The sequence below is a fragment of the Paenibacillus periandrae genome (assembly GCF_022458865.1).
GTDB lineage: Bacteria > Bacillota > Bacilli > Paenibacillales > NBRC-103111 > Paenibacillus_S > Paenibacillus_S periandrae.
This window is the reverse complement of record NZ_JAJNMU010000020.1, coordinates 95,195-119,647: the sequence shown is the minus strand read 5'-3', so window position 1 is coordinate 119,647 and position 24,453 is coordinate 95,195. Positions and strand designations below refer to the sequence as shown.

Annotated in this window: 29 protein-coding genes and 2 pseudogenes; 7 read left to right on the top strand and 24 right to left on the bottom strand. The window is 44.4% G+C overall.

Translation table 11 applies throughout. From position 1 onward, the window contains the following. Positions 1 to 22 precede the first annotated feature (22 nt). The 4 genes from LRL21_RS30235 to LRL21_RS30220 form a co-directional block, all read right to left on the bottom strand. Positions 23 to 823, bottom strand: coding sequence for an endonuclease/exonuclease/phosphatase family protein (locus LRL21_RS30235; protein WP_240419479.1), 801 nt, complete (start codon positions 821 to 823; stop codon positions 23 to 25). Positions 824 to 834: 11 nt separating this feature from the next. Next, entirely contained in the window at positions 835 to 1,662 is an 828-nt protein-coding gene (locus tag LRL21_RS30230) for a carbohydrate ABC transporter permease (RefSeq protein ID WP_240419478.1), read from the bottom strand. After that, complete coding sequence (locus tag LRL21_RS30225) at positions 1,659 to 2,585, bottom strand: carbohydrate ABC transporter permease (RefSeq protein WP_240419477.1); 927 nt, start codon at positions 2,583 to 2,585, stop codon at positions 1,659 to 1,661. Before LRL21_RS30225 ends, LRL21_RS30230 begins: the two co-directional genes overlap by 4 nt. 274 nt (positions 2,586 to 2,859) lie before the next feature. Then, complete coding sequence (locus LRL21_RS30220; RefSeq protein ID WP_240419575.1) at positions 2,860 to 3,573, bottom strand: GntR family transcriptional regulator; 714 nt, start codon at positions 3,571 to 3,573, stop codon at positions 2,860 to 2,862. Positions 3,574 to 3,680: 107 nt separating this feature from the next. Between LRL21_RS30220 and LRL21_RS46915 the strand changes: the two are divergent. Then, positions 3,681 to 3,887 (top strand): annotated as a pseudogene (locus LRL21_RS46915) (IS4 family transposase); the annotation flags it as partial. A gap of 29 nt (positions 3,888 to 3,916) precedes the next feature. On the opposite strand, the gene LRL21_RS30215 reads toward LRL21_RS46915, so the two are convergent. From LRL21_RS30215 to LRL21_RS30165, 11 genes and pseudogenes are all read right to left on the bottom strand, one after another. Continuing rightward, the gene (locus LRL21_RS30215) at positions 3,917 to 4,066 is read right to left on the bottom strand and encodes a hypothetical protein (protein ID WP_240419476.1); all 150 of its coding nucleotides are present in this window, start codon (positions 4,064 to 4,066) and stop codon (positions 3,917 to 3,919) included. Positions 4,067 to 4,322: 256 nt separating this feature from the next. After that, entirely contained in the window at positions 4,323 to 5,219 is an 897-nt protein-coding gene (locus tag LRL21_RS30210) for a hypothetical protein (protein WP_240419475.1), read from the bottom strand. 72 nt (positions 5,220 to 5,291) lie between these two features. After that, positions 5,292 to 5,555, bottom strand: a complete 264-nt coding sequence (locus tag LRL21_RS30205) for a hypothetical protein (protein WP_240419474.1) — start codon at positions 5,553 to 5,555, stop codon at positions 5,292 to 5,294. A 238-nt stretch (positions 5,556 to 5,793) separates the two neighbouring features. Next, positions 5,794 to 6,078: a hypothetical protein gene (locus tag LRL21_RS45830; RefSeq protein WP_275900979.1), complete on the bottom strand. Its 285-nt coding sequence runs from the start codon at positions 6,076 to 6,078 to the stop codon at positions 5,794 to 5,796. A gap of 406 nt (positions 6,079 to 6,484) precedes the next feature. Beyond that, positions 6,485 to 6,658 carry a dihydrofolate reductase family protein gene (locus LRL21_RS30195; protein ID WP_240419473.1) on the bottom strand — a complete coding sequence of 58 codons (174 nt, stop codon included), beginning with the start codon at positions 6,656 to 6,658 and terminating at the stop codon, positions 6,485 to 6,487. Between the two features lie 170 nt (positions 6,659 to 6,828). Further along, on the bottom strand, positions 6,829 to 7,821 hold the full coding sequence (locus tag LRL21_RS30190) for a DUF3231 family protein (protein ID WP_240419472.1): 993 nt from the start codon (positions 7,819 to 7,821) through the stop codon (positions 6,829 to 6,831). A 385-nt stretch (positions 7,822 to 8,206) separates the two neighbouring features. Continuing rightward, positions 8,207 to 8,743 (bottom strand): dihydrofolate reductase family protein, encoded by a 537-nt coding sequence (locus LRL21_RS30185; RefSeq protein WP_240419471.1) that lies wholly within the window; start codon positions 8,741 to 8,743, stop codon positions 8,207 to 8,209. Between the two features lie 223 nt (positions 8,744 to 8,966). Next, positions 8,967 to 9,566, bottom strand: a complete 600-nt coding sequence (locus tag LRL21_RS30180; protein WP_240419470.1) for a methyltransferase domain-containing protein — start codon at positions 9,564 to 9,566, stop codon at positions 8,967 to 8,969. A 280-nt stretch (positions 9,567 to 9,846) separates the two neighbouring features. Next, a pseudogene (locus LRL21_RS30175) lies at positions 9,847 to 10,257 on the bottom strand (serine hydrolase); the annotation flags it as partial. Between the two features lie 92 nt (positions 10,258 to 10,349). Next, a complete protein-coding gene (locus LRL21_RS30170) occupies positions 10,350 to 10,739 on the bottom strand; it encodes a hypothetical protein (protein WP_240419469.1) in 390 nt (129 codons plus the stop codon). A 62-nt stretch (positions 10,740 to 10,801) separates the two neighbouring features. After that, positions 10,802 to 11,248, bottom strand: a complete 447-nt coding sequence (locus LRL21_RS30165) for an MBL fold metallo-hydrolase (RefSeq protein ID WP_240419468.1) — start codon at positions 11,246 to 11,248, stop codon at positions 10,802 to 10,804. A 53-nt stretch (positions 11,249 to 11,301) separates the two neighbouring features. On the opposite strand from LRL21_RS30165, the gene LRL21_RS30160 reads away from it, so the two are divergent. Beyond that, positions 11,302 to 11,499, top strand: a complete 198-nt coding sequence (locus LRL21_RS30160; protein ID WP_240419467.1) for a hypothetical protein — start codon at positions 11,302 to 11,304, stop codon at positions 11,497 to 11,499. Between the two features lie 265 nt (positions 11,500 to 11,764). Here the strand turns inward: LRL21_RS30160 and LRL21_RS30155 are convergent, their stop codons facing one another. Further along, on the bottom strand, positions 11,765 to 13,135 hold the full coding sequence (locus tag LRL21_RS30155; RefSeq protein WP_240419572.1) for a DUF2334 domain-containing protein: 1,371 nt from the start codon (positions 13,133 to 13,135) through the stop codon (positions 11,765 to 11,767). 392 nt (positions 13,136 to 13,527) lie between these two features. Between LRL21_RS30155 and LRL21_RS30150 the strand changes: the two genes are divergently transcribed. The 3 genes from LRL21_RS30150 (at position 13,528) to LRL21_RS30140 (ending at position 16,891) form a co-directional block, all read left to right on the top strand. Continuing rightward, the gene (locus LRL21_RS30150; protein WP_240419466.1) at positions 13,528 to 14,109 is read left to right on the top strand and encodes a C40 family peptidase; all 582 of its coding nucleotides are present in this window, start codon (positions 13,528 to 13,530) and stop codon (positions 14,107 to 14,109) included. Between the two features lie 71 nt (positions 14,110 to 14,180). After that, positions 14,181 to 15,305, top strand: coding sequence for an amidase domain-containing protein (locus LRL21_RS30145; RefSeq protein ID WP_275900978.1), 1,125 nt, complete (start codon positions 14,181 to 14,183; stop codon positions 15,303 to 15,305). An 83-nt stretch (positions 15,306 to 15,388) separates the two neighbouring features. Then, the gene (locus tag LRL21_RS30140) at positions 15,389 to 16,891 is read left to right on the top strand and encodes an oligosaccharide flippase family protein (protein WP_240419464.1); all 1,503 of its coding nucleotides are present in this window, start codon (positions 15,389 to 15,391) and stop codon (positions 16,889 to 16,891) included. 269 nt (positions 16,892 to 17,160) lie between these two features. Here the strand turns inward: LRL21_RS30140 and LRL21_RS30135 are convergent, their stop codons facing one another. Then, positions 17,161 to 17,322, bottom strand: a complete 162-nt coding sequence (locus LRL21_RS30135; RefSeq protein WP_240419463.1) for a hypothetical protein — start codon at positions 17,320 to 17,322, stop codon at positions 17,161 to 17,163. Next, the gene (locus LRL21_RS30130; RefSeq protein ID WP_240419462.1) at positions 17,297 to 17,620 is read right to left on the bottom strand and encodes a hypothetical protein; all 324 of its coding nucleotides are present in this window, start codon (positions 17,618 to 17,620) and stop codon (positions 17,297 to 17,299) included. Before LRL21_RS30130 ends, LRL21_RS30135 begins: the two co-directional genes overlap by 26 nt. 443 nt (positions 17,621 to 18,063) lie before the next feature. Here LRL21_RS30130 and LRL21_RS30125 point away from each other — a divergent pair, with 443 nt between their 5' ends. Together LRL21_RS30125 and LRL21_RS30120 are read left to right on the top strand one after the other, a co-directional pair. Beyond that, positions 18,064 to 19,398 (top strand): PepSY-associated TM helix domain-containing protein, encoded by a 1,335-nt coding sequence (locus LRL21_RS30125; protein ID WP_240419461.1) that lies wholly within the window; start codon positions 18,064 to 18,066, stop codon positions 19,396 to 19,398. A gap of 14 nt (positions 19,399 to 19,412) precedes the next feature. After that, on the top strand, positions 19,413 to 19,913 hold the full coding sequence (locus LRL21_RS30120) for a FixH family protein (RefSeq protein WP_240419460.1): 501 nt from the start codon (positions 19,413 to 19,415) through the stop codon (positions 19,911 to 19,913). A 73-nt stretch (positions 19,914 to 19,986) separates the two neighbouring features. On the opposite strand, the gene LRL21_RS30115 is transcribed toward LRL21_RS30120, so the two are convergent. The 6 genes from LRL21_RS30115 to LRL21_RS30090 are packed head-to-tail and all read right to left on the bottom strand — an operon-like array spanning position 19,987 to position 24,369. Beyond that, positions 19,987 to 20,508, bottom strand: a complete 522-nt coding sequence (locus tag LRL21_RS30115; RefSeq protein ID WP_240419459.1) for a redoxin domain-containing protein — start codon at positions 20,506 to 20,508, stop codon at positions 19,987 to 19,989. After that, positions 20,505 to 21,260 (bottom strand): ABC transporter ATP-binding protein, encoded by a 756-nt coding sequence (locus tag LRL21_RS30110; protein ID WP_240419458.1) that lies wholly within the window; start codon positions 21,258 to 21,260, stop codon positions 20,505 to 20,507. Before LRL21_RS30110 ends, LRL21_RS30115 begins: the two co-directional genes overlap by 4 nt. Beyond that, positions 21,253 to 22,071 carry an ABC transporter permease gene (locus LRL21_RS30105; protein WP_240419457.1) on the bottom strand — a complete coding sequence of 273 codons (819 nt, stop codon included), beginning with the start codon at positions 22,069 to 22,071 and terminating at the stop codon, positions 21,253 to 21,255. The genes LRL21_RS30110 and LRL21_RS30105 overlap by 8 nt, the downstream gene beginning before the upstream one ends. Next, on the bottom strand, positions 22,068 to 22,625 hold the full coding sequence (locus tag LRL21_RS30100; protein WP_240419456.1) for a nitrous oxide reductase accessory protein NosL: 558 nt from the start codon (positions 22,623 to 22,625) through the stop codon (positions 22,068 to 22,070). Before LRL21_RS30100 ends, LRL21_RS30105 begins: the two co-directional genes overlap by 4 nt. Next, positions 22,622 to 23,920, bottom strand: a complete 1,299-nt coding sequence (locus tag LRL21_RS30095; RefSeq protein ID WP_240419455.1) for a right-handed parallel beta-helix repeat-containing protein — start codon at positions 23,918 to 23,920, stop codon at positions 22,622 to 22,624. The genes LRL21_RS30100 and LRL21_RS30095 overlap by 4 nt, the downstream gene beginning before the upstream one ends. Positions 23,921 to 23,970: 50 nt before the next feature. Continuing rightward, positions 23,971 to 24,369: a FixH family protein gene (locus LRL21_RS30090; protein ID WP_240419454.1), complete on the bottom strand. Its 399-nt coding sequence runs from the start codon at positions 24,367 to 24,369 to the stop codon at positions 23,971 to 23,973. Positions 24,370 to 24,453: the final 84 nt, after the last annotated feature.

Sequence of the window (24,453 nt, the reverse complement as noted above, 5' to 3'; positions counted from 1 at the left end):
GGTCTGCGTCTGAGTTGGCAGGTTAATCTTCTTTCATTTCCATATGCGCCACTATCGGATAATGATCCGACGGGTACCCATTTTCAACCTTGTCTCTCACAATCGCACTGGATTTAAAGTCAATACCTTGACTACTCATAATGTAATCGATAGGGCTGCCTTCCGTGCCCCCCTGATAGCCATGAAACGTTCTGCTATGTTTCTTCTCCTCCTCAGACATGAGGTCGAAGCAACTTGTCATAGGCTCGAATTCATTGATCACTGCGAGCAATCCACTCTCTGGAGTATCATTGAAATCGCCAGTTAGAATGACTGGCAATGGCATATCCAGGTTCTGTTCCCGAATATTATTCAAAATCAGTCTCAACCCTTCCGTTCTAGCCACCTTGCCTATATGATCCAGATGAGCATTGAAAAACCTTAGCGCGGACTTTGTCTCGCCGTTAAAAGCAAGCTCTGCCCAAGAACAAATCCTTTCACATTGGGCATCCCAACCCAAACTTCCGATCACATCCGGAGTTTGCGACAACATAAACGAACCGTTTCGTAGGATGGAAAAGCTGTCTCTTTTAACAAAAATAGCGCTGAATTCCCCCGTCTCTTCCGAACGGGCTCGGTTAACCCCATAGACGTCATAGGTTCCGTGGAATTGGCCTTTTAGCCAATCTAGCATGGGAACCGTCGCTTCTTGCGTACCGATCAAATCCGGCTTCCCGTCCTCAATGATTTTGGTTACCCAATGCTTTCTTTCCTCCCACACATAAGGGTCTGTAGATACTGCCATACGCAAATTGAATGTCATAACTGTAAAAGCTCTGCTCACTTAAACTCCTCCTATCCTTTAATTGCGGTATATGTAATTCCTTGTACCAATTGCTTCTGGAATACCAGGAAAATAAATACCGATGGAATCAAAATGACCGTAACCCCCGCCATTACCGGACCATACACCATGCTTTCTTCGAATTGGAGCATCGTAATTCCAACCTGCACGGTTCTCATATGCTCGGTGTTGGTAACCAATAAAGGCCACAAGTAAGCATTCCACAGCCCGATAAAAGAAGCGATAAATATGGATGCCAATACCGATTTAGACATAGGCAGCAGAATATTCAGAAAAAAACGTAGATCCCCGCAGCCATCGACAAACGCAGCATCCCTGAAATCCCTCGGCATTGTTTTGAAATGCTGCCGCAGCATAAACATAAACGTAGCCGAAGCGATCATGACAATCATAATGCCTGCGTAGGTGTTGATTAATCCCATATTCGCTACTGTAATGTAATTGGTAATAATGAGCATATCGCCCGGAATCATCATTGTTCCAAGAATAATTAAAAACCAAAAATGTTTGCCCTTAAAATCGAAGAAAACAAAGGAGTACGCCGCTAAGCTGCTTGTAATCAATCTTCCAATCGTTCCGATAAACGCGATCAAAAAGGAGTTCCACATAAACATGAGAATAGGCGTAGACGTAAACACCGTCTTGTAATTATCCCAATATAAGGTGCTTGGAAATAATTTGGGAGGATAGGAGCTTAGGTCAGACGCGCTCATAAAGCTTACTCCCACGCAATAAATAACTGGAAAGAGGACAATCAATCCTACAATAAGACAAATAATGTTCATTAACGGCTCGCGTACATACCTGGATCTCATCATGTGTAATGAACTCCTTTTTTCTCATATACAAAGCTCAGCAAAGTAACCAGCATAACAATTACGAATATTAAGACTGCTACAGCGCATCCGTATCCGTATTTCGCATTCTCAAACGCCTCGATATACATCCAGTACATCATCGTTTCCGTAGATCCCATAGGACCACCTTTCGTGGTAATCCATACGGGACCGAAAACCATTAATGAACTGATCAAATCCGTACAAATCAAGAAAAAAATAGTGGGAGATATTAAGGGCATTTTTATGCTTACCAGCTTCTGAAAATAGTTGCAGCCTTCCATATCTGCTGCTTCCAGCAATTCTGACGGGACATTTCGGAGCGCCGCAAGCAAAAACAAAAAGCTGAATCCGAGTCCCATCCACACGCTAAGTATCGAAATGCCTGCCATCGCATATTTTTCATCGCCAAACCAGTCGATGCCTAAACCTGTCAAATAGTTAAACATACCGATTGTCGGATTCATAAGTAGCTGGAATATCATGACTGCCGAAGACATGGATACAGCCATTGGCAGTGCGAATATAATTTGATATATGTGGTTTCCTTTTCTCTTCTTTTCCGCTAAAAGTGCCAAAGCCAAACTGATAAAAAATGTAGCGGGAATCGTTATCGCCGTATATTCCAACGTATTTTTCAAAGTATTGATCAACATCTTATCTTTGAAAAGATTAATAAAGTTTTCGAAACCAACAAACTCAACCGGGTTTCCATTCAGATCAACCAAAGTAAATCCCAAGTAGACCGTCTTGGCGAACGGATAATAGGTGAACAAAATAACAAACAGCAAACATGGCAACATAAACAAGTAAGGCTTGATTATTTTTTTTATTTGTTTGCTTGTTTTTCTGTAATTTACTCTTTTATCGAGCTTTTTGATCGTTTGAGTTACAGCACTGTCCATGCTACCCATCCCCTTATCGTTTATTTATATATTCAAAACAATTGAGCAGATCGTTGCTTTCTGCAGCTGCGGTTCCGAGACAATGAATTTTCATGTAAAGCCTCCCAATCATCTATAATGAACATTATCTTTCTATTTTTCAAAGAGGTATAGACATCTATGTCAATATCATAGCGTAATAGTATTCGCCGATTGTCAAATAGATGTAAATGTTTTGTAAAAGCAAAAGAACCCGCTCTGTAGAAAAAGAACGGGCTCTTCGCGGTCAAATCGGCTAGATCATGCGTCTTATACGGAATGTGAAGACATCGTTGCGCAAATAATCCAGCGAGTACAAGACAGGCTGATTGACTTCGTCATAATGAGTCTGCTTCAGCAGCAGCACGGTCGTTTGCGGGTGCAGGAGAAGTCGCTGGCAATTGCGGTCGATGTGCAGCGGCGCGCTGATTTCCGAATCGGCCGTCACGATCTTACGGCCAAGCTGCTTCTCGAAAAATTCCATCAGCGAGCCTCCGAACTGACCGTTATCGAAGCGATCCCCCGCGATCTGCCGGGGTATGACGTTGATCGAATAAGCAACCGGCTCTCCATTAGCCGAACGAAACCGCTCCAGCATAATAACCGGATCATCCGGCTGAATGCTCAGCGCTTTTGCAGCTTCAGGCGTGCATCTTTCCGTCTTGAGCCGAACGCGTTCCTCGCCCTCATCCAACCCGGCGGCCTGAATCATCGAGCCGATACTAGATAGCTTCTCAAGCGAGCTTGGGATGAGCGGCAGCGGCTGGATCACGAACGTTCCCACTCCGTGCTTGATGAGAAGCCTTCCTTCCTGCTCCAGCACGCCAACAGCCGAACGAAAGGTTTCGCGGCTGACGCCGAACTCCTTGGCCATCACCAGCTCCGAAGGCATCCGTTCGCCGATTCGCAGCTCCCCGCTGTTGATCATTTCCTCCAGCTTCTGCTTAACTTGATCATATTTAGCCTGCATCACAACGTCAACTCCTCTAGACAACTTTATTATAGATTTTGCTCGACATCCTTATCAGTTGTCAAGTGGGAAGTTGGAACCTGTTTGGAGTAAATATATAAAGAAGGGGCAGCCTGTTCTTTCTGTACGCCGATGAAGTTCGTGACTTGGGTTTTCAATCTGCTCTCCAACAATTAATGGCTCTATTTCAGAAAATGGCCGACGCGACTACAAAACGGAACAAGCGGTCTGTATTCTGTCAACTACAGGAATGGATTGCTGGTTTCCCCTGTTATATCAAGTGTTTATTCAAGGAGTTAAGCTGCGAAAGTTGAGTTAATTATTAAACTATCCTCCCGTTACTTCAATTAGTCTGCCCGCCGATGTACCCCGCGGCAGTCCTCGAATTGTTAACATTCTGGATAGGGCGCTGTACGATAATTCGGTTGAGCAGCACATAAACACGCTTGTCGCCAAAACGGCGAGTCATCGAAGTAACTTTTGTTTGCAGCACCCAATGGCGGTTTAGAATCTACACCTGAATGTCGATTCTGAGGGACCTACCCTCATCTCTTGTAAAGCACGAAAAGCTGCGTATTCCCTCCTGTCATTGCTGCTTTTCTTCAGGACACACTAAGCGTCAAATAGCCCACACCTTGCTATCAAGATGAGGGCTATTTGACGCTTACGGTTCGGAACCGTTTATGCAATGATTAAAGGGGCGCCTGCACTATTTTTCTTCGGCGGCGGATGAGAGCTGTGGATCCTGCTTACAGCAGAGCACTGACCTCCTCGACCTGGGGGGCGTATTTTTTGCACAAACGCGATTTGCTCAGGTTCGATTTAATGATTTTTTTCATCCTTTTGTCATTCGACACCGCATATTTTTTCAACAAAGCGAAGCCTCTCTCCGGCTCCTTCTCCACAAATAGGCTGATGGCGTACTCCAAGCCTGTGGATAATATGCGGGCCTCCTCGTCGGTTGCTGCCGGCTTGCGGTCGGCAAAATCGTCCAAAATGCGCTCGGCTATCGATAGGCAGAAATGCACGTGATTCCGGTCTTTCAGAAGTGGAGGATGAGCCAGTGCCGCGACGAAAGCGCGCCTTTCCAGACAGTTTGCGTCCTCCAGCCACTCCTCGAACCAGATTTGAAGCTGCTGGAACGATTGCTCACCTATAGACTGCAGGGCGCTCGCGGCGCTCTCGCGAATTCTCCACCTTGAATCACTCATTGTCTCTTTCAGTACGGCAACGATTTCCAGCTTGCGCTCTCCCGCAGCTTGGAGATAGTACGCTCCTAGCGCAAGAACAGAGCAGAAGGGTAAGAACTCTCCCGAATTGTTCGTCGGAGCTTCCGCTGCCGACAGATTTGCCCATTCCAGCAGAAGCTTCCACATGGCTTCGCTGGGAGGTTGCTTAACGAAGCTATTGGCAAAGGATTTCGCCAGCCCGAGATTCGCCCGTGGACCCGGAAGTCCTGAACGGTCCAGCAAGAAATTTCGCAGCTTCGCAAAATGCACGCAATCGTTTCTCCACTCTAGCCACTCGGGCGAAATCAGTTGTTCTTTGCCATTCCTCGCATGGATCTCCACGCTAATCACTCCGAACGCATTTTCATGTATTTTCACAACTCTATTGCTAGTACTTCCTGTTTCCAATTTTACCATTTCAGCATAATTAAGTCGAATTCCTGGAGTAACGGAAAGAGCCAGTTCAAACACAACGCAAATACAGTGAGCTTAGAATGTACAATTACATTTTGCACGCCCCCAGTTTGCCCAGAGCGACAGTGCTTTCGTGTGCTTGCTGCTATACGTACCGTAATACATCTGGACCACATTGCCTTTCGTGGTCTCCATGGATACGCTGCCGTTATGGCTAAGCGGAGTGGACTCGAACCGCACCGTCGTATAGCAGCCTTCCTCGCTTGCTTCCAGCTTCCAGCGCCCGTCGAGATCGAGCCCGCCCCCGCTTTGGTTATACCAGACATATCCAGCTTTCATTTCTTTTTTCAATTCATGGTCGCTTGAATAACCATCGACATCACCCCTTCTTTCTTAGTAATCTTGTTATTTTATTCCTTACTATTCTTCTTAAATTATACATGTGCTCCAACCGTTGGCGATCTATGACAGCAGCCGCGTCTTAGTTGTTTATTGAGCTATAGTGCCCGTTCGTAATCGTCAGATGTCCAATGAAACAAATTCCTCCCCCATATTTGTTACACGTATGCGTCTTTTTTCATAATGATAACGTACCCTTCGTAGACAGAATAACATCGCTTGTTATCCTAATTGCTTTCTTCAACGCATCGCCGAATGCCACGAAAATCGCCTCATTTATATGGTGTGTATTTCTGCCGTATTCCAAATTGATGTGCATCGTTACCCCACTATTATGCGCTACAGCGATAATTAAAACCACCCCTCCCACACCACAACTGTCGGCGCATGATGACAAGAACAGAGGAAATCTTGGGATGCGGCTAGTGTATACCGCACTGCTCCCGGATCTCGAAAGAAACATGCAAAACATAAACGCTTTTCGTTCCTCGGAAATAGGACCATGTTCTTGTCCAATATCGGAAAAGGGGTCAAGTTCTTGTCTTTGGGTTTGGACAAGAACCTGGCCCCTTAAAATGAAAAAACTGCGCTGGGCGTGGATCCTTATGGCACTATGTTCTTGTCCTCTTACATACACATTATATATGTTGTATTTTCGATCATCAAATAATAAGTTTCTAAAAACCCCTAACATAACAAACCAGCCCTCTCAAATAAGGACTGGTTTAAGCTGCTTTCATTGAGCCGTGCAGGTAAACGGAAGATTAGGCGCCAAACCAACAATAAATCTAACAGTTCTGACTACCGCTACAGCCGGAGAATCCCTATTAAAGTAACGTGCCCTTCAGGCCGCTGGGTCAACTGCACAATTAAGCTGGAACGTAGGTCAACCTGATCACCTTCTCGCCAATTCGATCGCTTGACACGAGGCGCAGCGGCGGCCGCGGACCGCCGAAGAACGGCTTGCCGTGACCCAGCACGACTGGATGGAGATAGAGTCGATACTCATCAACGAGACCGCGCTCCGTTAGACTGTGGGCCAACTCCGGCCCGGCAACTTCAATCTCCCTTCACTTTTGGGACACGAACTCGGTCCTCCGTGCTTTCTTTGTGAAATCTCGCGAATGAGTCAAAATATGTGGTAGCTACTGCTCCCTTATTTTAAATAACACGCTCCCTTTATTGGAACGAACATGGTTTTCTGGTTAAGAACTTATTTATTTAAAAATTTACTACGGTCAACTGCCTCTGGTGGTTTTTCTAACCATCCATTTTCAATCAAGAGATTTGCACCATCTTCCACATATAACATTACTTCCGCTTGGCATTTCAAAAATAAAGCACCAATATCTTTTCTACCGTCAAGCGATATGCCATTGGCATACTCCCTTATTTTCACATTAAACATGTCAACTTTATGAAAAACCATGATTTTGTCAGAAAATGGTGAAACTGTCGATGAAGTCACCAAATGATCTATTAGTGTCGGGGAGGGCAATCCATCCTGAGACAACTTTTCTGTTAATAATTCAATGTGCTTTTGATTAATATCTTTTCCGCGTTCTAGAAATGTTCTTACCTTGTTGTCATTTGCTACTTGAGCAAATCCAATAATAAGTGCTTTGCTTGTGATATCGTTATTTAGATTTCCGAAGATATGCGCAATTTCCAATCCTTGTAGGGGTCTGCTTTTTCCGAAAAAAGAGCCCAGAAACTTTTGACTATGTACAAAATCAACTTTTTCTGGGGGCTGAATAACAGGCGAATTCATAAGCTCATTTTTAGATTCTGAAATCACCGCAACCACGGACTGCAATTTCATTGTATCTTGGACGCATTTGATAAAAAAATCCCGAATATCTCTTCTTGTAACCAATGGAATAGCAATCGAGTAGAGACTCATACCAGCTTTGCTCGCATATTTCATATAATGAAGATAAAACTCATCAATAAACAAACGAGGCGCTTTGAAATTCACGTCACTATCAGTAAACCCAACAGGTATAGGAAAGTCTGCTTGATTAAAGAAAAACTCAATTGTTTGGATATTATTATTGCTTAACTCCAATGCATATTCTAAAGCCACTTTAATCTCGGGATCATCTACATTCTTTAGATAATAATTGAGCATGCACTTTCCCATTGAATTTCCGATATAAGTCGCCCAAAGTTTCCCCATTTCAGTTCCTGTTAGCATGGATTTCATAATACATAGTCCTCTTTTCTAAAGTTTAAAGGTGTAAAAGCATTATTAATCTTACCCAATAAGAAATTCAATATGTAAAATTTATTATTTATCATCAATCATCCCATATTTGTAATCAACCGATAAAAAACTTCAAATTTATCGAGGCAAACTTACGCTTTCAAAATTTAAAGTCCTTGATCTAAAAGACTTTTTCGAAATTGCTTTTTAAATTCCCCATTCAACTCGTTACCCGTTAGAGTTCAATCGTCAATTCCATAAATAACTATGTCATTTTGCATAACTGAACAAATTTTAAAGAATAAGGGATCCTCTGACTGCCGCTACAGCCGGAGAATCCCTATTAAAGTAACGTGCCCTTTAGGCCGCTGGGTCAACCGCACAACTAAGCTGGAACGTAGGTCAACCTGATCACATTCTCGCCAATTCGATCGCTTGCCACGAGGCGCAGCGGCGGCCGCGGACCGGCGAAGAACGGCTTGCCGTGACCCAGCACGACTGGATGGAGATAGAGTCGATACTCGTCAACGAGACCGAGCTCCGTTAGACTGTGGGCCAACTCCGGCCCGGCGACTTCAATCTCCCCTTCATGCTGAGCCTTCAGCCCACGTATGGCCGCTGCGAGGTCGCCCTCGATCAGAGAAGCGTTCGGACCGACGGACTTTAACGTCCTCGACACCACCCACTTCGGTTTGCTTTGCCACGCCGCTGCGTATTCCCGTTCTGGCGCATCCCATTCAAAATGGTCTCCGTCCCAATACCGCATGGTCTCATACATGCGGCGCCCGTACAGGCAGCCCGCCAGGCCGCGCACGTCGTCGATGAAATGACGGAATAGCACGGGGTCGGGCTGAAATGCCGTGTGGTCGTGGTCGACGAATCCGTCCAGAGACTGGTTCAATGCGAAAACGATCTTTGCCATGCGACTGACTCTCCTCCCTGGTTTTCTCGCACATTCATCATCAAGATTACACGTTCCATATGCAGCCTCCTTTATGTCTACATTTTATCATCCAACAGCATGTCCGGTTTCTCATGGATTGCTAATGTGCACAGTCCTTGCCTGACCGAATACAAATTTAATTTAACGAAGGATGGTAAATTAAACAATTCTCCCAATAGCGCAGTAATACAAAAGACTAGAGCTATTTATTGAAATAGAGAATTCTTCTTGCGACATTTATACTTTTATTATGTGACCTCTCAATATATCCCGAAGGGATGTAGCCCCATGACGACAATTGGCCTTCCAGTTCTCTAGACATTTTCTCTTCGCTGTAGGGCCCTAGAATTAATCTCCCTTCTTCAGCAACGTAATTATTAAACAGATGTTCAAAGAAAGACTCTTCCATTTTTTGTGGAACGTAACCTAACTCTTTCACACAAACAAAATCAAACTTATTTTCTGGAATCCATTTAAAGGCGTTACCTGTGTAGAGTTTGTCCTTCCAGTTCGGCAGTCTCTTTTTGGCAAGATGAATCAACTCATGAGATATATCCAACCCGTAAAAATCAACTTGTAACGTATTAATTCCATTTAACCATTTATTTAATGACTCGATTAAGTATCCATTTGCGTACCCGACATCAATGAATGAACCACTCTTAGTAATTATATCAAGAAGCATAAAGTGGTTATGGAAGTAATGTTGTTCGTCACCTCCATGACCGGATTGGGATCTTGGGTTATCAGCTGACAAGTAATGTTCAGTGAAATACGTCTTATTAATTTCGTACCATTCCATTTCTGTTATTACACCTTCATCTAACGCCTTCTGTTATTCTTCAGCAAAATAATACGCTCTGTCAATAATTCGTTTGGATTCCATATGGCACCTCCAGAAATTTCTTGTTTTAACCTTCTGGATTAATTCTATTCTTTAAGCACATATAATTCCCTCTTTTATCCTTTTAAAGGAATTATCTTGTCATTGAATTAACAATCTGCACGTTATCGTAGAAAAGGACTACCACTTGATAGCCCTCTCAGTATTGGACAATAGTATCCTTTAGTTCAATTATTTATTATTCATTACTTCTGGTCAATCCTCGTAAACCCGCATAAACAGCTTCGCATATATCCGTTGGGAAACTGCCTGACATCCCCTCTAGTGCCGTATTTGTGAATGCTACAACGCTAAGCTCTTCCCTTGGATCAACAAACCAAGAATGTCCATAAGTCCCACCCATCCGCCATGTACCCGGTGATTCCGAAGTAATCGCAGCTATAGGGTCTTTGAGTAGGAAAAAGCCTAAACCAAAACCTCTTCCCGGCCAATATGGCATCGTGATGTCGCCAATTTGATTGGTAGTCATTTCAGTGACAAGTGCTTCCGGAAGAATAGGATCTCCCCCTTGCCGTAAAGTTTCCAGTAAATTAAGGAAGTCCCCCGCACTTCCAACCATACCGGCACCACCGGAAGGATAAGCGGACTTTTTCAACTATAGCGACTTTTAGACGCTAATCTTGCATTAGCCGCCAATCGTTTCTAGGGTTAGCGATTCATAACAAGGAAATAAATGGTTACTTAGAAGGGTTTCCTAATAACTTTGATAATGCGTGCGCCACCTCGAATAAGCTGATCTGCTTTTTTTCGGTTAATTCTTACAAGTACAGAAATGTCAGTCGAGTTTTCAACATCGAAGACAGAAAAAATGCGCCCATTAGCGAACAGTACACCCTTCAGCTCAACTTTCTTTCCACGACTAGGTGTTGGAGGCGAATTTTGAAATATGGTACGTTTCACCCCTGCACGAATGAGACTTACTGCTTGTTGTGAAGTTGTCCGGACGGCGAATACCGGATCAATTTCAACTCCAGGTGATTTTGCTTCCACCTCAACAATCAGGAAAAAACGGTTACCGATCTTCGCTATAGAATTCGCTCCGATCGTTACTGGTTGCGATGTTTTTGCCATTTTTGAATCCTCCTCCTCACTTATCATATGAGGGATGGGATGTAATGGAGAGTGGTAATCGCCTATGATCCGTTTTTTTTGATCAGTATGCATAATCTTCGTCTAGCCCGGAGCTTCCTTTTAGTATGTATGGTTCTTCGGCTGTCGAGATGGATGTGTGTCAAATAGACACCCGCGATAGGCGCTCCCTCGGCTGCAATCACATCTTCAGTGCTTGGCTGGGCGTTCATATCGTTGATACCACCATATTTTCTAAGCACCCAGCCAACACCAACTCCACTTGGATCCTCAACAAGACGCTTGCTGACTCCTGTATCCACAAGGAAGAAACCTTTCTCAGGATGGCGAATAATGTGGATATAAATCTTAATAGGTTCTTTACGGTTTTGCAATCCAGCAACGACAGCTTTAGGGTCTTTTAAATTAAGCAAGCCAGAGAGGTCTGCTGCCCATTCAGTGGCAACAGTCTGGACCTCAATTGTTCCAGGAGTGTCAATGAGCGCTTCCATTATATCCCAACAACAGGTCTACCAAGGCGGATCTATATAAAATTGACATGCCAATGGAAATGCAGGTAAAGCAGAAAGAGAAAGCAATAAAACAAGCTTTGAAGCTTCTGATTTCCGATGGGCTAATTAAAGGCTGCGGCCTAAACTTGAATTTGTTTTTTAAAGGTTTTAAAAGACTTTTGTTTGCTATGCCTTTTTTTAGCGAGCATGAAGTATTTTTTACGCTAATAGCTCCATTTATAATAATTTGAACAAACACAGTTTGACTGCCATAAAATGACAAAAGGTAAGGCTCACCCTCGGCATATTCCGTTAGGGTTGCCTTTTCCCTTGTCTCACACCGTACGTGCCACTTTCGCGGCATACGGCGTTCCATCTTTATGTAACGATACTTATTGTTAGCTTTTCTCTAAAATCTGTGATCTTTCTCCAAACCTTAGTACCTAGATGGGAGTAGTCTTCGGTACTGTGAATAAGTGGGTGCAAATCTTTGTGTATGATCGCAAGGTTTCTCACTTACATATAGTATTCAAAGTTGAATTGATACGGGTTTAAAACTTTCAAGTTTCCCTCGTGAATTAGCCAACCGTGTAACTGCATCCGATCCTGCGTCAGTCCGGCTAGCAATATGTCGCCCCCGGGCAGTCGAAGCGTATATAGACTATTCCACATTCCGCCATCAATCTTCCAGCTTCTCACAAGGGAGAAATGATGTCCGTCCGATCCATATCGATCAAGTTGTCCCGAAGGGTGGATTGTCCAGAAGCTGCACGGACCGTCTGCGCTTTTCCCGCTGACAGCCGCAGTGGCGCCGTTGATATAATCGACGTGAGCCCAAACGGTGAACGGGGCTTGGGGCTCGTTTCGCAAACCTTGAAAATGGCCTTCCCTCACTGAGATGTCCCCAGTTTCAGGGTCCCAAAACATGAAATCTTTTTGCCCATCACCATTCGCGTCTTCGACGAGAAGTTTACTGCCACCAGAAGGCAAAGGTACGCTGTGGGCTGGTGTGAACGGCACATAATCCTGTATGGAATAGAACGAGTATCCCTTGGCTCGCAGGCTGAAAACCAGCTTTTGCAGCTGGCTTCTACTACTGTCGGGGTAGCGATATTCGGGTATACCGTCACGCAACATCGGCTCTCCGCTCCGGTCCGTTACGGGAACCAAATATTTGAATTCCATAAATGGATGATAATAAAATGAGGCAATGTTGTTCGATTTTCCGACTCGGTCGACAATCACCTTCTCGTCCTTATTATTAGGAATGTAATCAAACGGTGTCGGAACGTAAGCTGACCCGAGCGTTGAAGCGCCATAACCGTTGATGCGTCGGTTTACATATTGGGCCACAGGTGATTTACTTTTCGTTTGAACGTCGGCTTGATAGTTCAACCCAAAGTAAGAGCGGAACACCTCATCCTGCAGATGTGTGGAACGATAATGGGGCGCTTCCCAAAATTGCGGTTTGAGACCCGCATTATTCAGAATGGATAGCCCCTCCTTTAAACGCTTCTCGGCGTAGCTCACCGACATTGTCTCCTCTACCCCGGGAACATTGAATTCATTGCCTATGCCTGATTCATGCTGATCGTCGTCGCGACGGTCGTTACCCACTTGATGTGTATAGCCATGCATCCCGAGAATCGCTCTCGCTCTCACTGCCTGATGGAGCACCTTTTGATAAGCGGCAACGTAAGGATCCTCACTTTGGTCAAGCTGGACATCGTACCTTCCTCCATTGACCGGCAAATCAATCCATCTCGGCACGACCGCAAGATGGTAAGTCACGTGCTCATCACGCAAATATTCGAGAACTGCTCTTAGCTTCCCAAGCTGGTCCAGCGAAGCGTACTGCCCCCCAGGACCGATGTCCTCAAGTCTCATCAAAACAAATTTAGGTCCTCCTCCTTCTCCTCCCATCCCCGGAATGTGATAAGCGAAAAGAAGCAAAACCAGTAGTTTGGCGGAAAAAGCGTAACGAGTTAGCTTATATTTAAGAATTGGTGTCATTACCCGCATCAATTTTATTTTCCTTATGGATAACATAGATTACTTAGCTCCCATTAAAAAATTATGAAAGTTGTGTTATTTAAGCTACGGTCAATAGAGTTTCTCCCATGAACTAGGTTTTTATCATAATTTTATAAAACGATGTCGTAGCTAATCTTTGAAATAATAATAAACGGTATTCCTATTTACGGCTATAAAACCAATATTTATTCAGAATATATATTCTCATGAAATTTACACTAATACTATCTACAGGAGGTGGTCATATGAACAAAAAATTTTATAAAAATGTATTAAATACGCTATTAGTCCCTACCCTTATCTTTGGGGGATTGACCGCTTGTGGTTATAATAAAGGGTCTAACCCCTACACCACTAACGATACAAGACCCTATAGGGTAAATGAAGCGACTGATGCCGGTCAATGGAAGAAGACTGCTGATTCGATTATTGCAGAGGGGATTCGTTATATAGGGACACCTTATGTCTTTGGTACAGAGAGATTTAATGATAAAGCGTTTGATTGTTCTTCTTACGTACAATATCTTTACGCTAACCACGGTATTCAATTAGGTTATAACTCAAGAGAACAGGCAGTACAGGGAGAAGAAATACCGTTTATAAATTTACGCAAAGGAGATATAATGTTTTTTTCTGATGAAGATTTTCCAAACGAGACAGGATTAAATAAGGTGCGACATGTTGGTATTTATATGGGAGATGGGAAAATACTCCATACATATGAATCAGGAATTGGAGTAATCATTAGTAATATTCATAAGGATGAAAAAGAAGGGGAGTATTGGTATCAAAATTACTTGTTTGCTAGGAGAGTAATTCCAGGTTAACTCCAAAATTGAAGGGTCTACATGTTTTATATTCAATATCACGAACCCACCCGGAGGTATCTATATCAGTGATGAGTATTAAACGGTTGAGTTGGCTTCCGGTTATTCTGTGTATACTTCTTTGTCCAGTCCACGTTCTTGCTGCCGATACTGGTGATGAAACACAGGATATACGCTCTTTTTTAATAAAACTCTTCAATGAAAGAGCGCAGTTTTTAATCGATCAAAAACCGGAAGTTATTAATAAATTATATGATAAAACAGACAGATTTGGCCGGTATATGTATGAGCAGGAACTATTGAGGAGCAAATATATCAATACTTGGGCTGAAAAAAGAGCCATCGTTGTTTCCACCGTGGAAAGCAGCATCCGAATTATACGAATCAAAAAAGAAGGGGATCTGGCAAAAGTTTCGTTAAACCAAAGCTTAAAATTAAGCTATGTGTACAAAGTCGGTAACTACACCCCCCAGTCCTTAGGTATAGGAACTCGACATGGATTGACACTTAAAAAAATCAATGGCGAGTGGTTGGTACATCGTGAATGGTATGCCGACCCGCTTACTGAAAATCCGAATTGGATATCTGAATTCGATGGGTTCCCGAGTCCAACTTTCTTGAAGTCCGAAACAGATACTAAACAAACCGGCGATAAAACAAAGAAAAGATACAACAGAGAACAGGCAGTAAAATATGCCAATAAATATGCGGGGGTCGCATGGGGAGCGGGCAATAATCATCGCTACAACAAAAAGTATTTAGATTATACACATCTGGGGGGAGATTGTACTAACTTCGCTTCTCAAGTACTCGGAGATGAGAAGGAAGGCGGCGGATTGAAAATGATAATGGGATGGCATTACCGTTCATCGGGGAGCCAAACTTGGGTGCGGACGGATTCATTCAAAGACTTCGTATTAAATAGCGGGTACGGTAGACTCGTCGCCAAAGGCTATTTTACAGATGTAGTTAAGCCAACTGAAAAATATCCGAGCGGGGCCATTGCTACATTAAAGCCGGGAGATCTAATTGCTTACGAGATGGATGGGGATGTCGATCATTTTTCAATCTTGGTTGGATTTGACGACCACGGATACCCGCTTGTCAATTCCCATACAGCGGATCGGTACCACGTGCCTTTCGACCTCGGATGGGATAAAAACACAAAATATATATTGATTCACATTAATGACTAACTTGTCTTGCCTCGAATCATATCTGAATGGCTTGTGCAATATGATAATTAGGACAAAGCCCTACAGATATCTGAGGTGAAACTATGAGGTTACCCGAGCTGGCAAAACAGATGGCACTTCGTTCGGGTGCCATTTTCCTTGTAAAGGTAATAGGTTTTTTTGCTCGAATTGTGTTATTCAGGTTGCTCGGACCCGAAGGTATAGGGCTTTATCAAATGGCGTATTCCGTATACGCCCTAATCCTTACCATCATTACAGGAGGATTCCCAACGGCGCTTGCCCTTTCTACAGCGAGAGACTGTGAGCAAGGGTGGCGGTTATTTAATGGTACGGCCATTTTTCTTGCTATGTTTGGCATCATCTTGGGGTTTTATTGCTACACCTTTGCGTCCCCTATCTCTCTCCTGTTGGGTAATGCTCATCTTGAATTTGCCATTCAGTGTATTGCCCCCGCTGTAGCTATCGTACCATTCCTCAGTCTATTACGCGGGTTTCTGCAGGGAATGGAATATTACGGGTATATAGTGGTGTCAGAACTTATTGAACAACTCGTTCGCATTGCTGTGATGATCACTATAGCAACCACATGGTTGCGGTTCGGTATCTCGTATACGGTCGGCGGCTCTATGTTAGGAGCTCCTGCTGGGGCTCTTATATCCTTGATCTTTTTGCTAATCGTATTAATGAGTTCTACGGTTCACAAACTGACTTTTAATTATAAAAGAACTTTCCAGCAGTTGACTATGCCCGGTGTATTTTTGTTTATCCACACGGCATTTTCCATTCTTGCTACGCGATTTATTGTTCCCGTTTCTGATTTTCTCGATGCCCTCATTATTCCACAGCGGCTGCAAGCTGCAGGTTTGAGTGTTTCCGATGCGACTTCCGTTTACGGCATTATTACCGGCATGGCTACAACGATAGTATATATGCCTTCGCTAGTTACATCCGCTTTGGCCTATACGTTGTCGACCAAAGTTACAGCAGATTGGCAAGCAGGACTGCAGGACCGATTCGTTTGGCGTACGAAATCAGCGTTGGAAATCGTTTGGCTTTGGGGATGCGGTTCGGGTTTGGTTTTGTTCTTTTATGCCGGGGACCTTTCGAATTTGATATTTTCCAACGGTTCAGCGGAAATCGGTATTCGTTACTTGGCCTTAGCTCCTCTTCTGTCAGGAATCAGGGAACTTTCCACCATTGCTTTATGGGGAACCGGAGATAAAAACACACCTCTAATTGGGTTAATCATCGGCGCTGTTTGCTCGATAGCACTCAATTATTATTTAATCGCCATTCCAGGATTCACCTATGCGGGAGCTGCCATCGGTATCCTTTCCCTGGAATTGATTGCAGCCTTATGGAATATGAACACCCTAAGAACCTATACCAAAAGATTACTGACAGGGTTATCCTCCAGCACGTTCGTCATTATCTTACTATTTGCCGTGAGTTTATTATTGGCTAAACTGGCATCTCAAGCTTTTCATCTGCCCCACTATGTACAATCTATTGGTGAAATGACTCTCATAAATGGTTGCATGATCCTCTATATAATAATGCGGTTCCTAAAAAAGGAACGTCGTTGAGGACCCCAATACATCCCCCATATCTTTAGCAACGATGAGCTCGCGTTTTTCAAACATGCGGATACCTGTATTTCAGAAACATTGAATCTCAATGTTCGAGATGTTGATTTGCACGCCGGTGTACTGACGAGCATGGATGGGAATTCAGCAAGGACAGGCTGGTTCCTCTGTCCAATGAACTCCTTCATCGATGCCATGCTCTATGTGAAGCAAGTTCGTTTGTTTTCGGATGCAAATGGTTATTTCTTTCCTTCCCCGAAAGGACACGGTTACACGACTTTCGCCATTCCTTTGCTGTACACCCAATACTTGAGGCTTACCGCTGAACCCGTACCCAATTGGTAATCATATACGGCTTTTTTCTCTTCGCCCTTAGAGCTTGACTCTTTGACGGGATTATTCGTGTTATGAATTGAAATCGTTATCGACAATGCTGATCCCCTCCTCGTTTGGAGCAGGAGGAGTTACTGGCTCCTGTGGTTGCTGTCTTGCCCACTTATCCATCCATTGAATCACTTCCATGCGCTTAGACCATGAAGCCTTCAAACTTTTGAAAATGGATGAATGCATGCCTAACCGGATTTGACGGGCGGCAATCCACACCTCCCGTGGCAACCGAAACAAGGAAGCTATAATAAGACGTTCTTCCGGTGTTAACGGACATCGTTTTTCGTAACCGACAAGAAACCCATTCATGTTCGGTACAGAAAAATTTGTAGTGTTGTTCAAGGTTTTGGCGACTTCATAATAAGCTGAGCCACGTCCTCCTATATATTTAAATGTAATTATTACTATTATGTTATCCTCGATTTGAGATAGCGTCAATCACCATTCGCAATGCTACCTTAAAATTCAAAAAATCGTTCATGTTGACAAATCAGTCACTAACCTTTTAGTGAACATATTGTGAACACCGTACGATCGAAATGACTCTTTGTAGTCATTTTTTTTTGCCTATTTGGAAGCTATAATTACTCTGTTCCAAGCTTGGCAAAAGAATTTAAAACTGTTAATTGCCTTGGCTTGCTTCAACTTTTAATGAGAGGATGTCATAAACTTGTCAATGCCAGCTCCCAAGCTTCCAAAGACAATCCCAGATGAACCACAACCTATATTAATTCCCAAAGGAGGAAGAACAACAAGCCAAGACCGCCCGCCTCACCAAGGGCTCTATGTATGGCTTAGTATGGCGATGGCATTTTTTTGCCGGGATCATCTTCGCCCCCATCATTGCCTTACTCGCTATTAGTGGCGGTATTTATTTGTTCAAGACGCAAATTGAAAACCAGCTATACGAGCATTTATACCAGGTAAGTGCTGTTGGCTCCTCTACCCTTTCATTGACCGAGCAATCCAACCGCGTGAAGGAGGCTTTTCCCGATGCACAAATCAGCGCGGTAACGGTGTCGGATGATCCCAAACAATCCACAAGATTCAGCGCCACCGTCAACAAAGCAGCCTCTACCGTGTTTGTCGATCCTTACAAGGGTTCCATTATAGGGACGCAGAAGTCGGATGAAACTTTTATGGCTATAATAAAAAAGCTCCACAGCCAATTTGTTGTAGGTGGCGATGTAGCTAATCGGCTTGTGGAGCTTACCGCATGCTGGACACTTATTCTGCTCATTAGCGGACTTTATTTATGGTGGCCCAGAAATCGGGCTGACATTTGGGGAACCATACTGCCCAGACTGCGCGGCACCAATAAAAGAACATTCTGGCGGGATGTGCACGCTGTCCCTGCGTTTTGGCTGTCCCTGCTTATCGCGCTTATTATAATGGGCGGGCTTCCTTGGTCTGGCGTGCTAGGCAATCAGATCAGTAATTTTGCCGCCGCAACGAACACATCGACCCCTCCATTCGCCAACAACTTTATGGCGAAACCTTTATCTAATGCCCCAGTTACCAAGGATGTGGCTGAGAATGTACCTTGGGCTGCCGAGAATATTCCTGTTCCTTATTCTACAGCAGGACAAAGCACTGCCTTGGCTTTGGAGGATATAATAACAGTCGCCCAACTGAAGCGTGTAGCGCCACCTTATACCATATCCATGCCTAAAGGTGAAAAAGGCGTTTATACCCTATCAGTTTCAGCCTCGAACCCTGTCAACAATGTAACCATGCACATTGACCAATATTCGGGCCATGTGCTTTCTGATGTCCGCTTTACGGATTATGGTGCCACTGCCAAGTATATTTCCTTAGGGATTGCGTTTCATGAGGGGCACCTGTTTGGATGGCCTAACCAACTACTCGGATTAATTGCCTGCTTGGGATTGCTGCTAATTGTAATTAGCGCCTATACGATGTGGCTGAAGCGCAAGCCTGGAGGAAAGCTAGGTGCCCCGCCTAAAGCTAAAAACCCTAAGCTAGTCCGCAATTTGGGTATCATCATCATTGTGTTAGGGATCATCATGCCTCTTGTTGGTATTTCTATCATTATTGTTTTCTTGCTTGACCGATTTGTTCTAACACGAATTCCTGCATTGAAGTCATGGTACATGTAAAGGAGAGCTCGAGCATGAAATCGATATACACAAGTTTGGCTGTGGTTGTGCTGCTGCTGTCCGTAACGGGATGTTCACTTACACCTACCATCCGCAGCGGCACGGCGGATGGTATCAATCCACAGCATGTGAAAGCGGAGTTTGTTCTTCCGGAGCGCATAGCTCCGCATACGGAGGCTTCTCTACGTGTTAAGGTGACCGATAAGGGGGTTCAGGTCAATCAAGGAGCTCAAGTTGATTTTGAAATTTGGAAATCAGCCGAAGGCAACCCGTCCAAGCTGCGTCTGTCCCCAGTTTACGAAGGTGAGGGCGTTTTTAAAGCAGCCTATACCTTTGATCAGGATGGTATCTATTACTTACGAACCTATGTGACATCCGGCGACCAGAGTATTATGCCAGCCCAACGATTTATTGTAGGCAAACCAAGCGATGCAGAGCTTGCACAATTTGTGGGCAAATCGTCAAAGCCTGCCGATAAAACCAGCGAGAATGCTGGAGGCGGAAGTCACCATTAGCTAAACTTGATTTGGGATAAAAAAGAATCGGCCTCGCTCACTGTGATAGTGAGTTGGAGGCCGATTCTTGTATTCAGGGTTCAATCGATTTTAAATGCTCAACTATAATCTTGTCATTAGGCAGCTCGCCGGCAACTGCTTTAACTAGCCTACCTTGCTTGTCAATGAGAAATGTTGCAGGAAGTCCTGTTACTTTATAGCTTTGTGCAGCCTCACCACTTGGGTCCAACCAAACAGGAAAATCAATCCCTAGTGTTGTCAGAAACTCCCGCGCAGTCCCTCTGGACTCGCCTACATTTACCGCGATAATTTCTACATTCGACGTATTTAATCGATAAGCTTTGTTCATACGGGGCATCTCTTCAACACAGGGGGTACACCAGGAAGCCCAAAAATTCAGCAACACACCCTTTCCCCTATAATCGGACAGCTTTATACTGGCCCCATCCAATGTGATAGAGGTAAAGTCCGGAGCAGGGTCCCCCGGCTTGAGGCTATGAGCCAGTTTGGGCTGCGGCTGAAACAAGGTATATATCAAAGCAGCGCCGATAACAACGATCACCACCAAGGTAGTCCATTTACGCCATTCCTTCATGGCTGAACGACCTCTATTGCTGACACGGACGGATCGGGGTAAGCAAACAGCTTATCAAAGGCTGCAGTTAAACCATAAGAGCCGTAACGCTCGATTAACGAGGCTGTTGTTCCCTGCTCAGCGACCTTACCCTCCTTCAGGAAAATAACATAGTCGGAAATCGATTCGGCAATTTGCAGCTGGTGAGTAGAGAAAATAACTGCATGGCCTTCATTCTTGACGTACCGGATCAGCTCAACAAAGGATCCCATCCAGTAAGGATCCAGACCGTTTGTCGGTTCATCCATAATAAGCAATGACGGCTTAGCCAAAAGGGCTTGAGCAAATAACAGCCGCTGCCGCATTCCTTTAGAAAAGGAGCTTACTTTTGAGCGTCGTACTTCCAGAAGACCAACCAGCTTTAATACTTCGCTCACCCGTGTAGATGAAACCTTGCGCAAGGATGCCCAGAAAGCTAAGGTTTCCTCGGCGGACAAGCCTTGCCCAAACAAATATTCGTCCGGCATGTAGCCGATTTGCTGTGCATATCCCTTACGATCGTGCTTCCACGTCTTGCCTTTAATCCAAATCTCGCCTGCTGTGGGCTGCAGAATGCCTGCAACCATTCTGAGCAGCGTGCTTTTTCCAGCGCCATTGCCCCCGCATAAGGCAAGTACTTCCCCTTGACCCAGACGTAAGCTTGCATCATGGATGATCCACCGTCCTCCCAGCTCCTTGCGGATGCCAGCAAGCTCCAGCACATTATTATCCACGCGACCGACTCCTCTCCCAAATCAGGTTGGCAAAGCCAACCGAGAGCCCAATCCATACCAAACAGAGAAGAACGAATATCCAGGCACCTGCAGGATGCTTGATCCACTGAACCCATTGATAGTACTCGGGCCCCAGTACTGCCCCCCCGCCAAGCTTGATAACAACAAATAGTCTTACCAATTCAGCCGGGTTGATCATCGTGAGTGCGGTTAACGCTGGCTTGATCCAGATATAGGGCAGCAGTCCGAGCATAGCGATCAGAAGTGTCGGCCAACCGATGATGGCAAAAAACCAAACCGTGACAGCAAAGGTCAGCGCCTGCCAACGGTTGCGTGCCAGTGTATCAAGCACAAGGGCGATCGCCAAAAACAAAAGTACCAGGCCTGTAGTAAAAGAAAAGAACAGTCCGAAAGCATCCGCTGTCAGCCCTTTGCCAGTCATGAACCCAACTACTCCTGTAATTCCATAGCCAAATGCAACAATGCTCAGAAGAACTGTGCTCAGACCGATGTATTTGCCTACAACAAAAGACACGGTTGATATGGGATAGGTGGACAAGAGCTGCCAGCTTCCCTCCTCTTTTTCTGCTGTAAGTGAAAATGCCCCGAGCAGCAGCGTCATTAAAGGCAGTAAATACAGAGTTAAATTAAGCATAGAGGCCGTGGTACTTGAATAACCCCGGGAGAAATACTGGACATTAATGACAAGCAGCGACAGGCTGAACAAGGTAAACAAAACCATAAAGGAATAGGACCAGGGATTGCGAAAGCCAATTTTTACTTCCCGAAGCGCAATGTGAAGGGTGCTCATTTACCGTGCATTCCTTTATCGGCGTTCCCGGCTTCAGGCTTTTTTGTCGAGCTGTCTTGCATTTTATGGGCTCCATCCATATCCATGTGCATGGTATTGCTGCTTCTTTCCCAAGTGTGTGTGCTTAAATCGGCTGCAGTCATCAGCTTGCCTTTCTTTTGGCTGCCAATGAATGCTTCAGCATCACCCTTGCTCTTAAAAGAATAAATCCCATAGGCCATTGGCGTTTTAAACGAGGGATGAAATACGTAGCTGGCCTCTTCGAACTTGATCCAATCCTTGGTATTGTAATCTCTGACAAATTGGGCTCCAATACTGTCCACACTATTTTTTTGCTTCCATTCATTCATGCAGCCTAAATCATCAAATTTAAAGTTTTTGCCTTCCTTTGTCGTTAACTGAACGGCATAGGCATCATCTTTAACCTGCATATTACAAATGACACAAATGTCTACCTCTTCGTTAATGGGAAGAGCTTTATATTCGCTTTTGGCGCAAGCGGAGAGAAAGAGAACCATACATAGAAAAGCAGCTGTTGCAAATAAACGTTTCATCTTTGTTTAACCCCCAAAAAATAAATTGTACTTACAGAAAGAAGCAGAAGCAGCAAGGAGATGAGCAGCAGGGCACTAGAGCCTGAATCATCGTTATTCGCCATCATGGACTGAGCAGGCTTCATGAGAGGATTGAGATCAGATGACCAGTCGGAGTCCTCCATTACCGACATACTTTCGAGAAATTGCATGCCCGGAGATTGAAAAAAAAGCTGATAGGCGGCATTTTTGGAGGTCAAGGCTTGGAAAAACGGGTTGATTGGGTAGGGAAGTTCACTAATTCCATCTCCATTCGTATCGATTCCGCGAAATGCCTCCCAGAAGTTTCCCGAAAAGCTGTTATTTTGGCTGTCAGTTGCCTGGGCTTCAATCACATTGCCAATAAAATCATTCGCTGTAAATCGATTGGATTCGGATTCAATAAATTGAACTCCAACAAAGTTGTGGTGCACTTCATTATCCTCAAATTCATTATTAAAGGATTGTTCGATATACAATCCAACCCGGTTTCCCTCCACCTTGTTATTCCGTATACGTGAGCTTTGAACATCGAAAAACAGCAGACCCTGCGAGTTGACACTCTCATTTTGTTTAATAAACGTGTTGTCTCTGATTTCTGCCCCTTTGACTCCCATCACCATCGCACCTGTGATATTGAACATACCGGTATTGCCTTTGACGAAGGTTCCTTCGGTGTACATACAGTGAACACCATATCTGGAATGATCAACTTGATTTTGTTCAACACGATTTCGGTTGCTGCTTTCCAAGTAGATGCCGTCAAACATGGAAGAGATCGTATTTCCTATTATGAGATTGTCATGAGCGTTAAATAGATCAATTCCGTTACGCTTTTCTGTTAGCTTGCTGGTGCTGGAGTCCTGAGAGGAACGCTGGATTGTGGTATCCCTGATTTCATTAAAGCTACCATCCTGAATCATGATGCCAAACGCTTGCGTCTGAATATGTAACGAATCCAAGACATTTCGATTACTTGCCACTAATACAGCACTTGTTTCTCCCTGGCCCTCCTGAATAATGGATATCCCTTTTAGAAGAACATGATCGGCTTCAATCCGGATAGCTGGTCGATCTTTAGCTGAATTTACAAGAGTTGCCTGTGCTTCAGAGACAATAGAAATCGGTTTTTTCACAATGATGGCTTCATGGTAGGTATCTGAGGGAAGATTCAGTACCCCACCCGCTGTGGTAGCATCGATCAGTTGCTGCAGTCTCCCTGACGAAGGCGATTCTGCTGCATAGATGGAGTTCTTTGCAGAATCCCATCCCCACATGCAAACAAAAAGGGCTAAGAGTATAGGCAGTACTCTAATTAATGTCCTATTCATGTAACAACGAGCTGCTTTTTCTTGGTCACATGCATATCCTCCCGATACAAGTGAACATAAATGGTGTAGGTGCCTGGTTTATCGAAAGTCCACTCGGCTGTATAGCCCCCTTCGCCTATCGGTTTGGCTTCTAAATACTCTGGAAGCACGTTCGTCACAGGCGAGCGAATGTCGAACTGAACCGTTGCTCCATCTTGCTTCTCCAGTCCCGTGACCTTGGCTGTCAGGATCATCTTTTGCAATACGACCGCAGTTGCCGGCTCCGACACCAAATCGACTCTAATCGCTGACGGATCCTCTCCCTGAGATTGTGCTGATGAGCAGGCTGAAAGCATAAACAGCGCTAACAGGATCCACGTTGCACGTTTCATATAATTGAGCATAATTGCATCCATCCCTTAACCATCTGATATTGTCCAGATTCATAGAATTTGGAACGGTTAACTTCTTTTCGCCGTAACTACTCCACTCGGGCCCTG

Coding starts and splice junctions, on each gene's coding strand:
- LRL21_RS30230 (WP_240419478.1), bottom strand. CDS start 1,662: ATGATGAGATCCAGGTATGTACGCGAGCCGTTAATGAACATTATTTGT.
- LRL21_RS30225 (WP_240419477.1), bottom strand. CDS start 2,585: ATGGACAGTGCTGTAACTCAAACGATCAAAAAGCTCGATAAAAGAGTA.
- LRL21_RS30220 (WP_240419575.1), bottom strand. CDS start 3,573: ATGCAGGCTAAATATGATCAAGTTAAGCAGAAGCTGGAGGAAATGATC.
- LRL21_RS30210 (WP_240419475.1), bottom strand. CDS start 5,219: ATGGTAAAATTGGAAACAGGAAGTACTAGCAATAGAGTTGTGAAAATA.
- LRL21_RS30205 (WP_240419474.1), bottom strand. CDS start 5,555: ATGAAAGCTGGATATGTCTGGTATAACCAAAGCGGGGGCGGGCTCGAT.
- LRL21_RS45830 (WP_275900979.1), bottom strand. CDS start 6,078: ATGTTTCTTTCGAGATCCGGGAGCAGTGCGGTATACACTAGCCGCATC.
- LRL21_RS30190 (WP_240419472.1), bottom strand. CDS start 7,821: ATGAAATCCATGCTAACAGGAACTGAAATGGGGAAACTTTGGGCGACT.
- LRL21_RS30185 (WP_240419471.1), bottom strand. CDS start 8,743: ATGGCAAAGATCGTTTTCGCATTGAACCAGTCTCTGGACGGATTCGTC.
- LRL21_RS30180 (WP_240419470.1), bottom strand. CDS start 9,566: ATGGAATGGTACGAAATTAATAAGACGTATTTCACTGAACATTACTTG.
- LRL21_RS30170 (WP_240419469.1), bottom strand. CDS start 10,739: ATGGCAAAAACATCGCAACCAGTAACGATCGGAGCGAATTCTATAGCG.
- LRL21_RS30165 (WP_240419468.1), bottom strand. CDS start 11,248: ATGGAAGCGCTCATTGACACTCCTGGAACAATTGAGGTCCAGACTGTT.
- LRL21_RS30160 (WP_240419467.1), top strand. CDS start 11,302: ATGGAAATGCAGGTAAAGCAGAAAGAGAAAGCAATAAAACAAGCTTTG.
- LRL21_RS30155 (WP_240419572.1), bottom strand. CDS start 13,135: ATGAGACTTGAGGACATCGGTCCTGGGGGGCAGTACGCTTCGCTGGAC.
- LRL21_RS30150 (WP_240419466.1), top strand. CDS start 13,528: ATGAACAAAAAATTTTATAAAAATGTATTAAATACGCTATTAGTCCCT.
- LRL21_RS30145 (WP_275900978.1), top strand. CDS start 14,181: ATGAGTATTAAACGGTTGAGTTGGCTTCCGGTTATTCTGTGTATACTT.
- LRL21_RS30140 (WP_240419464.1), top strand. CDS start 15,389: ATGAGGTTACCCGAGCTGGCAAAACAGATGGCACTTCGTTCGGGTGCC.
- LRL21_RS30125 (WP_240419461.1), top strand. CDS start 18,064: ATGTATGGCTTAGTATGGCGATGGCATTTTTTTGCCGGGATCATCTTC.
- LRL21_RS30120 (WP_240419460.1), top strand. CDS start 19,413: ATGAAATCGATATACACAAGTTTGGCTGTGGTTGTGCTGCTGCTGTCC.
- LRL21_RS30115 (WP_240419459.1), bottom strand. CDS start 20,508: ATGAAGGAATGGCGTAAATGGACTACCTTGGTGGTGATCGTTGTTATC.
- LRL21_RS30105 (WP_240419457.1), bottom strand. CDS start 22,071: ATGAGCACCCTTCACATTGCGCTTCGGGAAGTAAAAATTGGCTTTCGC.
- LRL21_RS30100 (WP_240419456.1), bottom strand. CDS start 22,625: ATGAAACGTTTATTTGCAACAGCTGCTTTTCTATGTATGGTTCTCTTT.
- LRL21_RS30095 (WP_240419455.1), bottom strand. CDS start 23,920: ATGTGGGGATGGGATTCTGCAAAGAACTCCATCTATGCAGCAGAATCG.
- LRL21_RS30090 (WP_240419454.1), bottom strand. CDS start 24,369: ATGGATGCAATTATGCTCAATTATATGAAACGTGCAACGTGGATCCTG.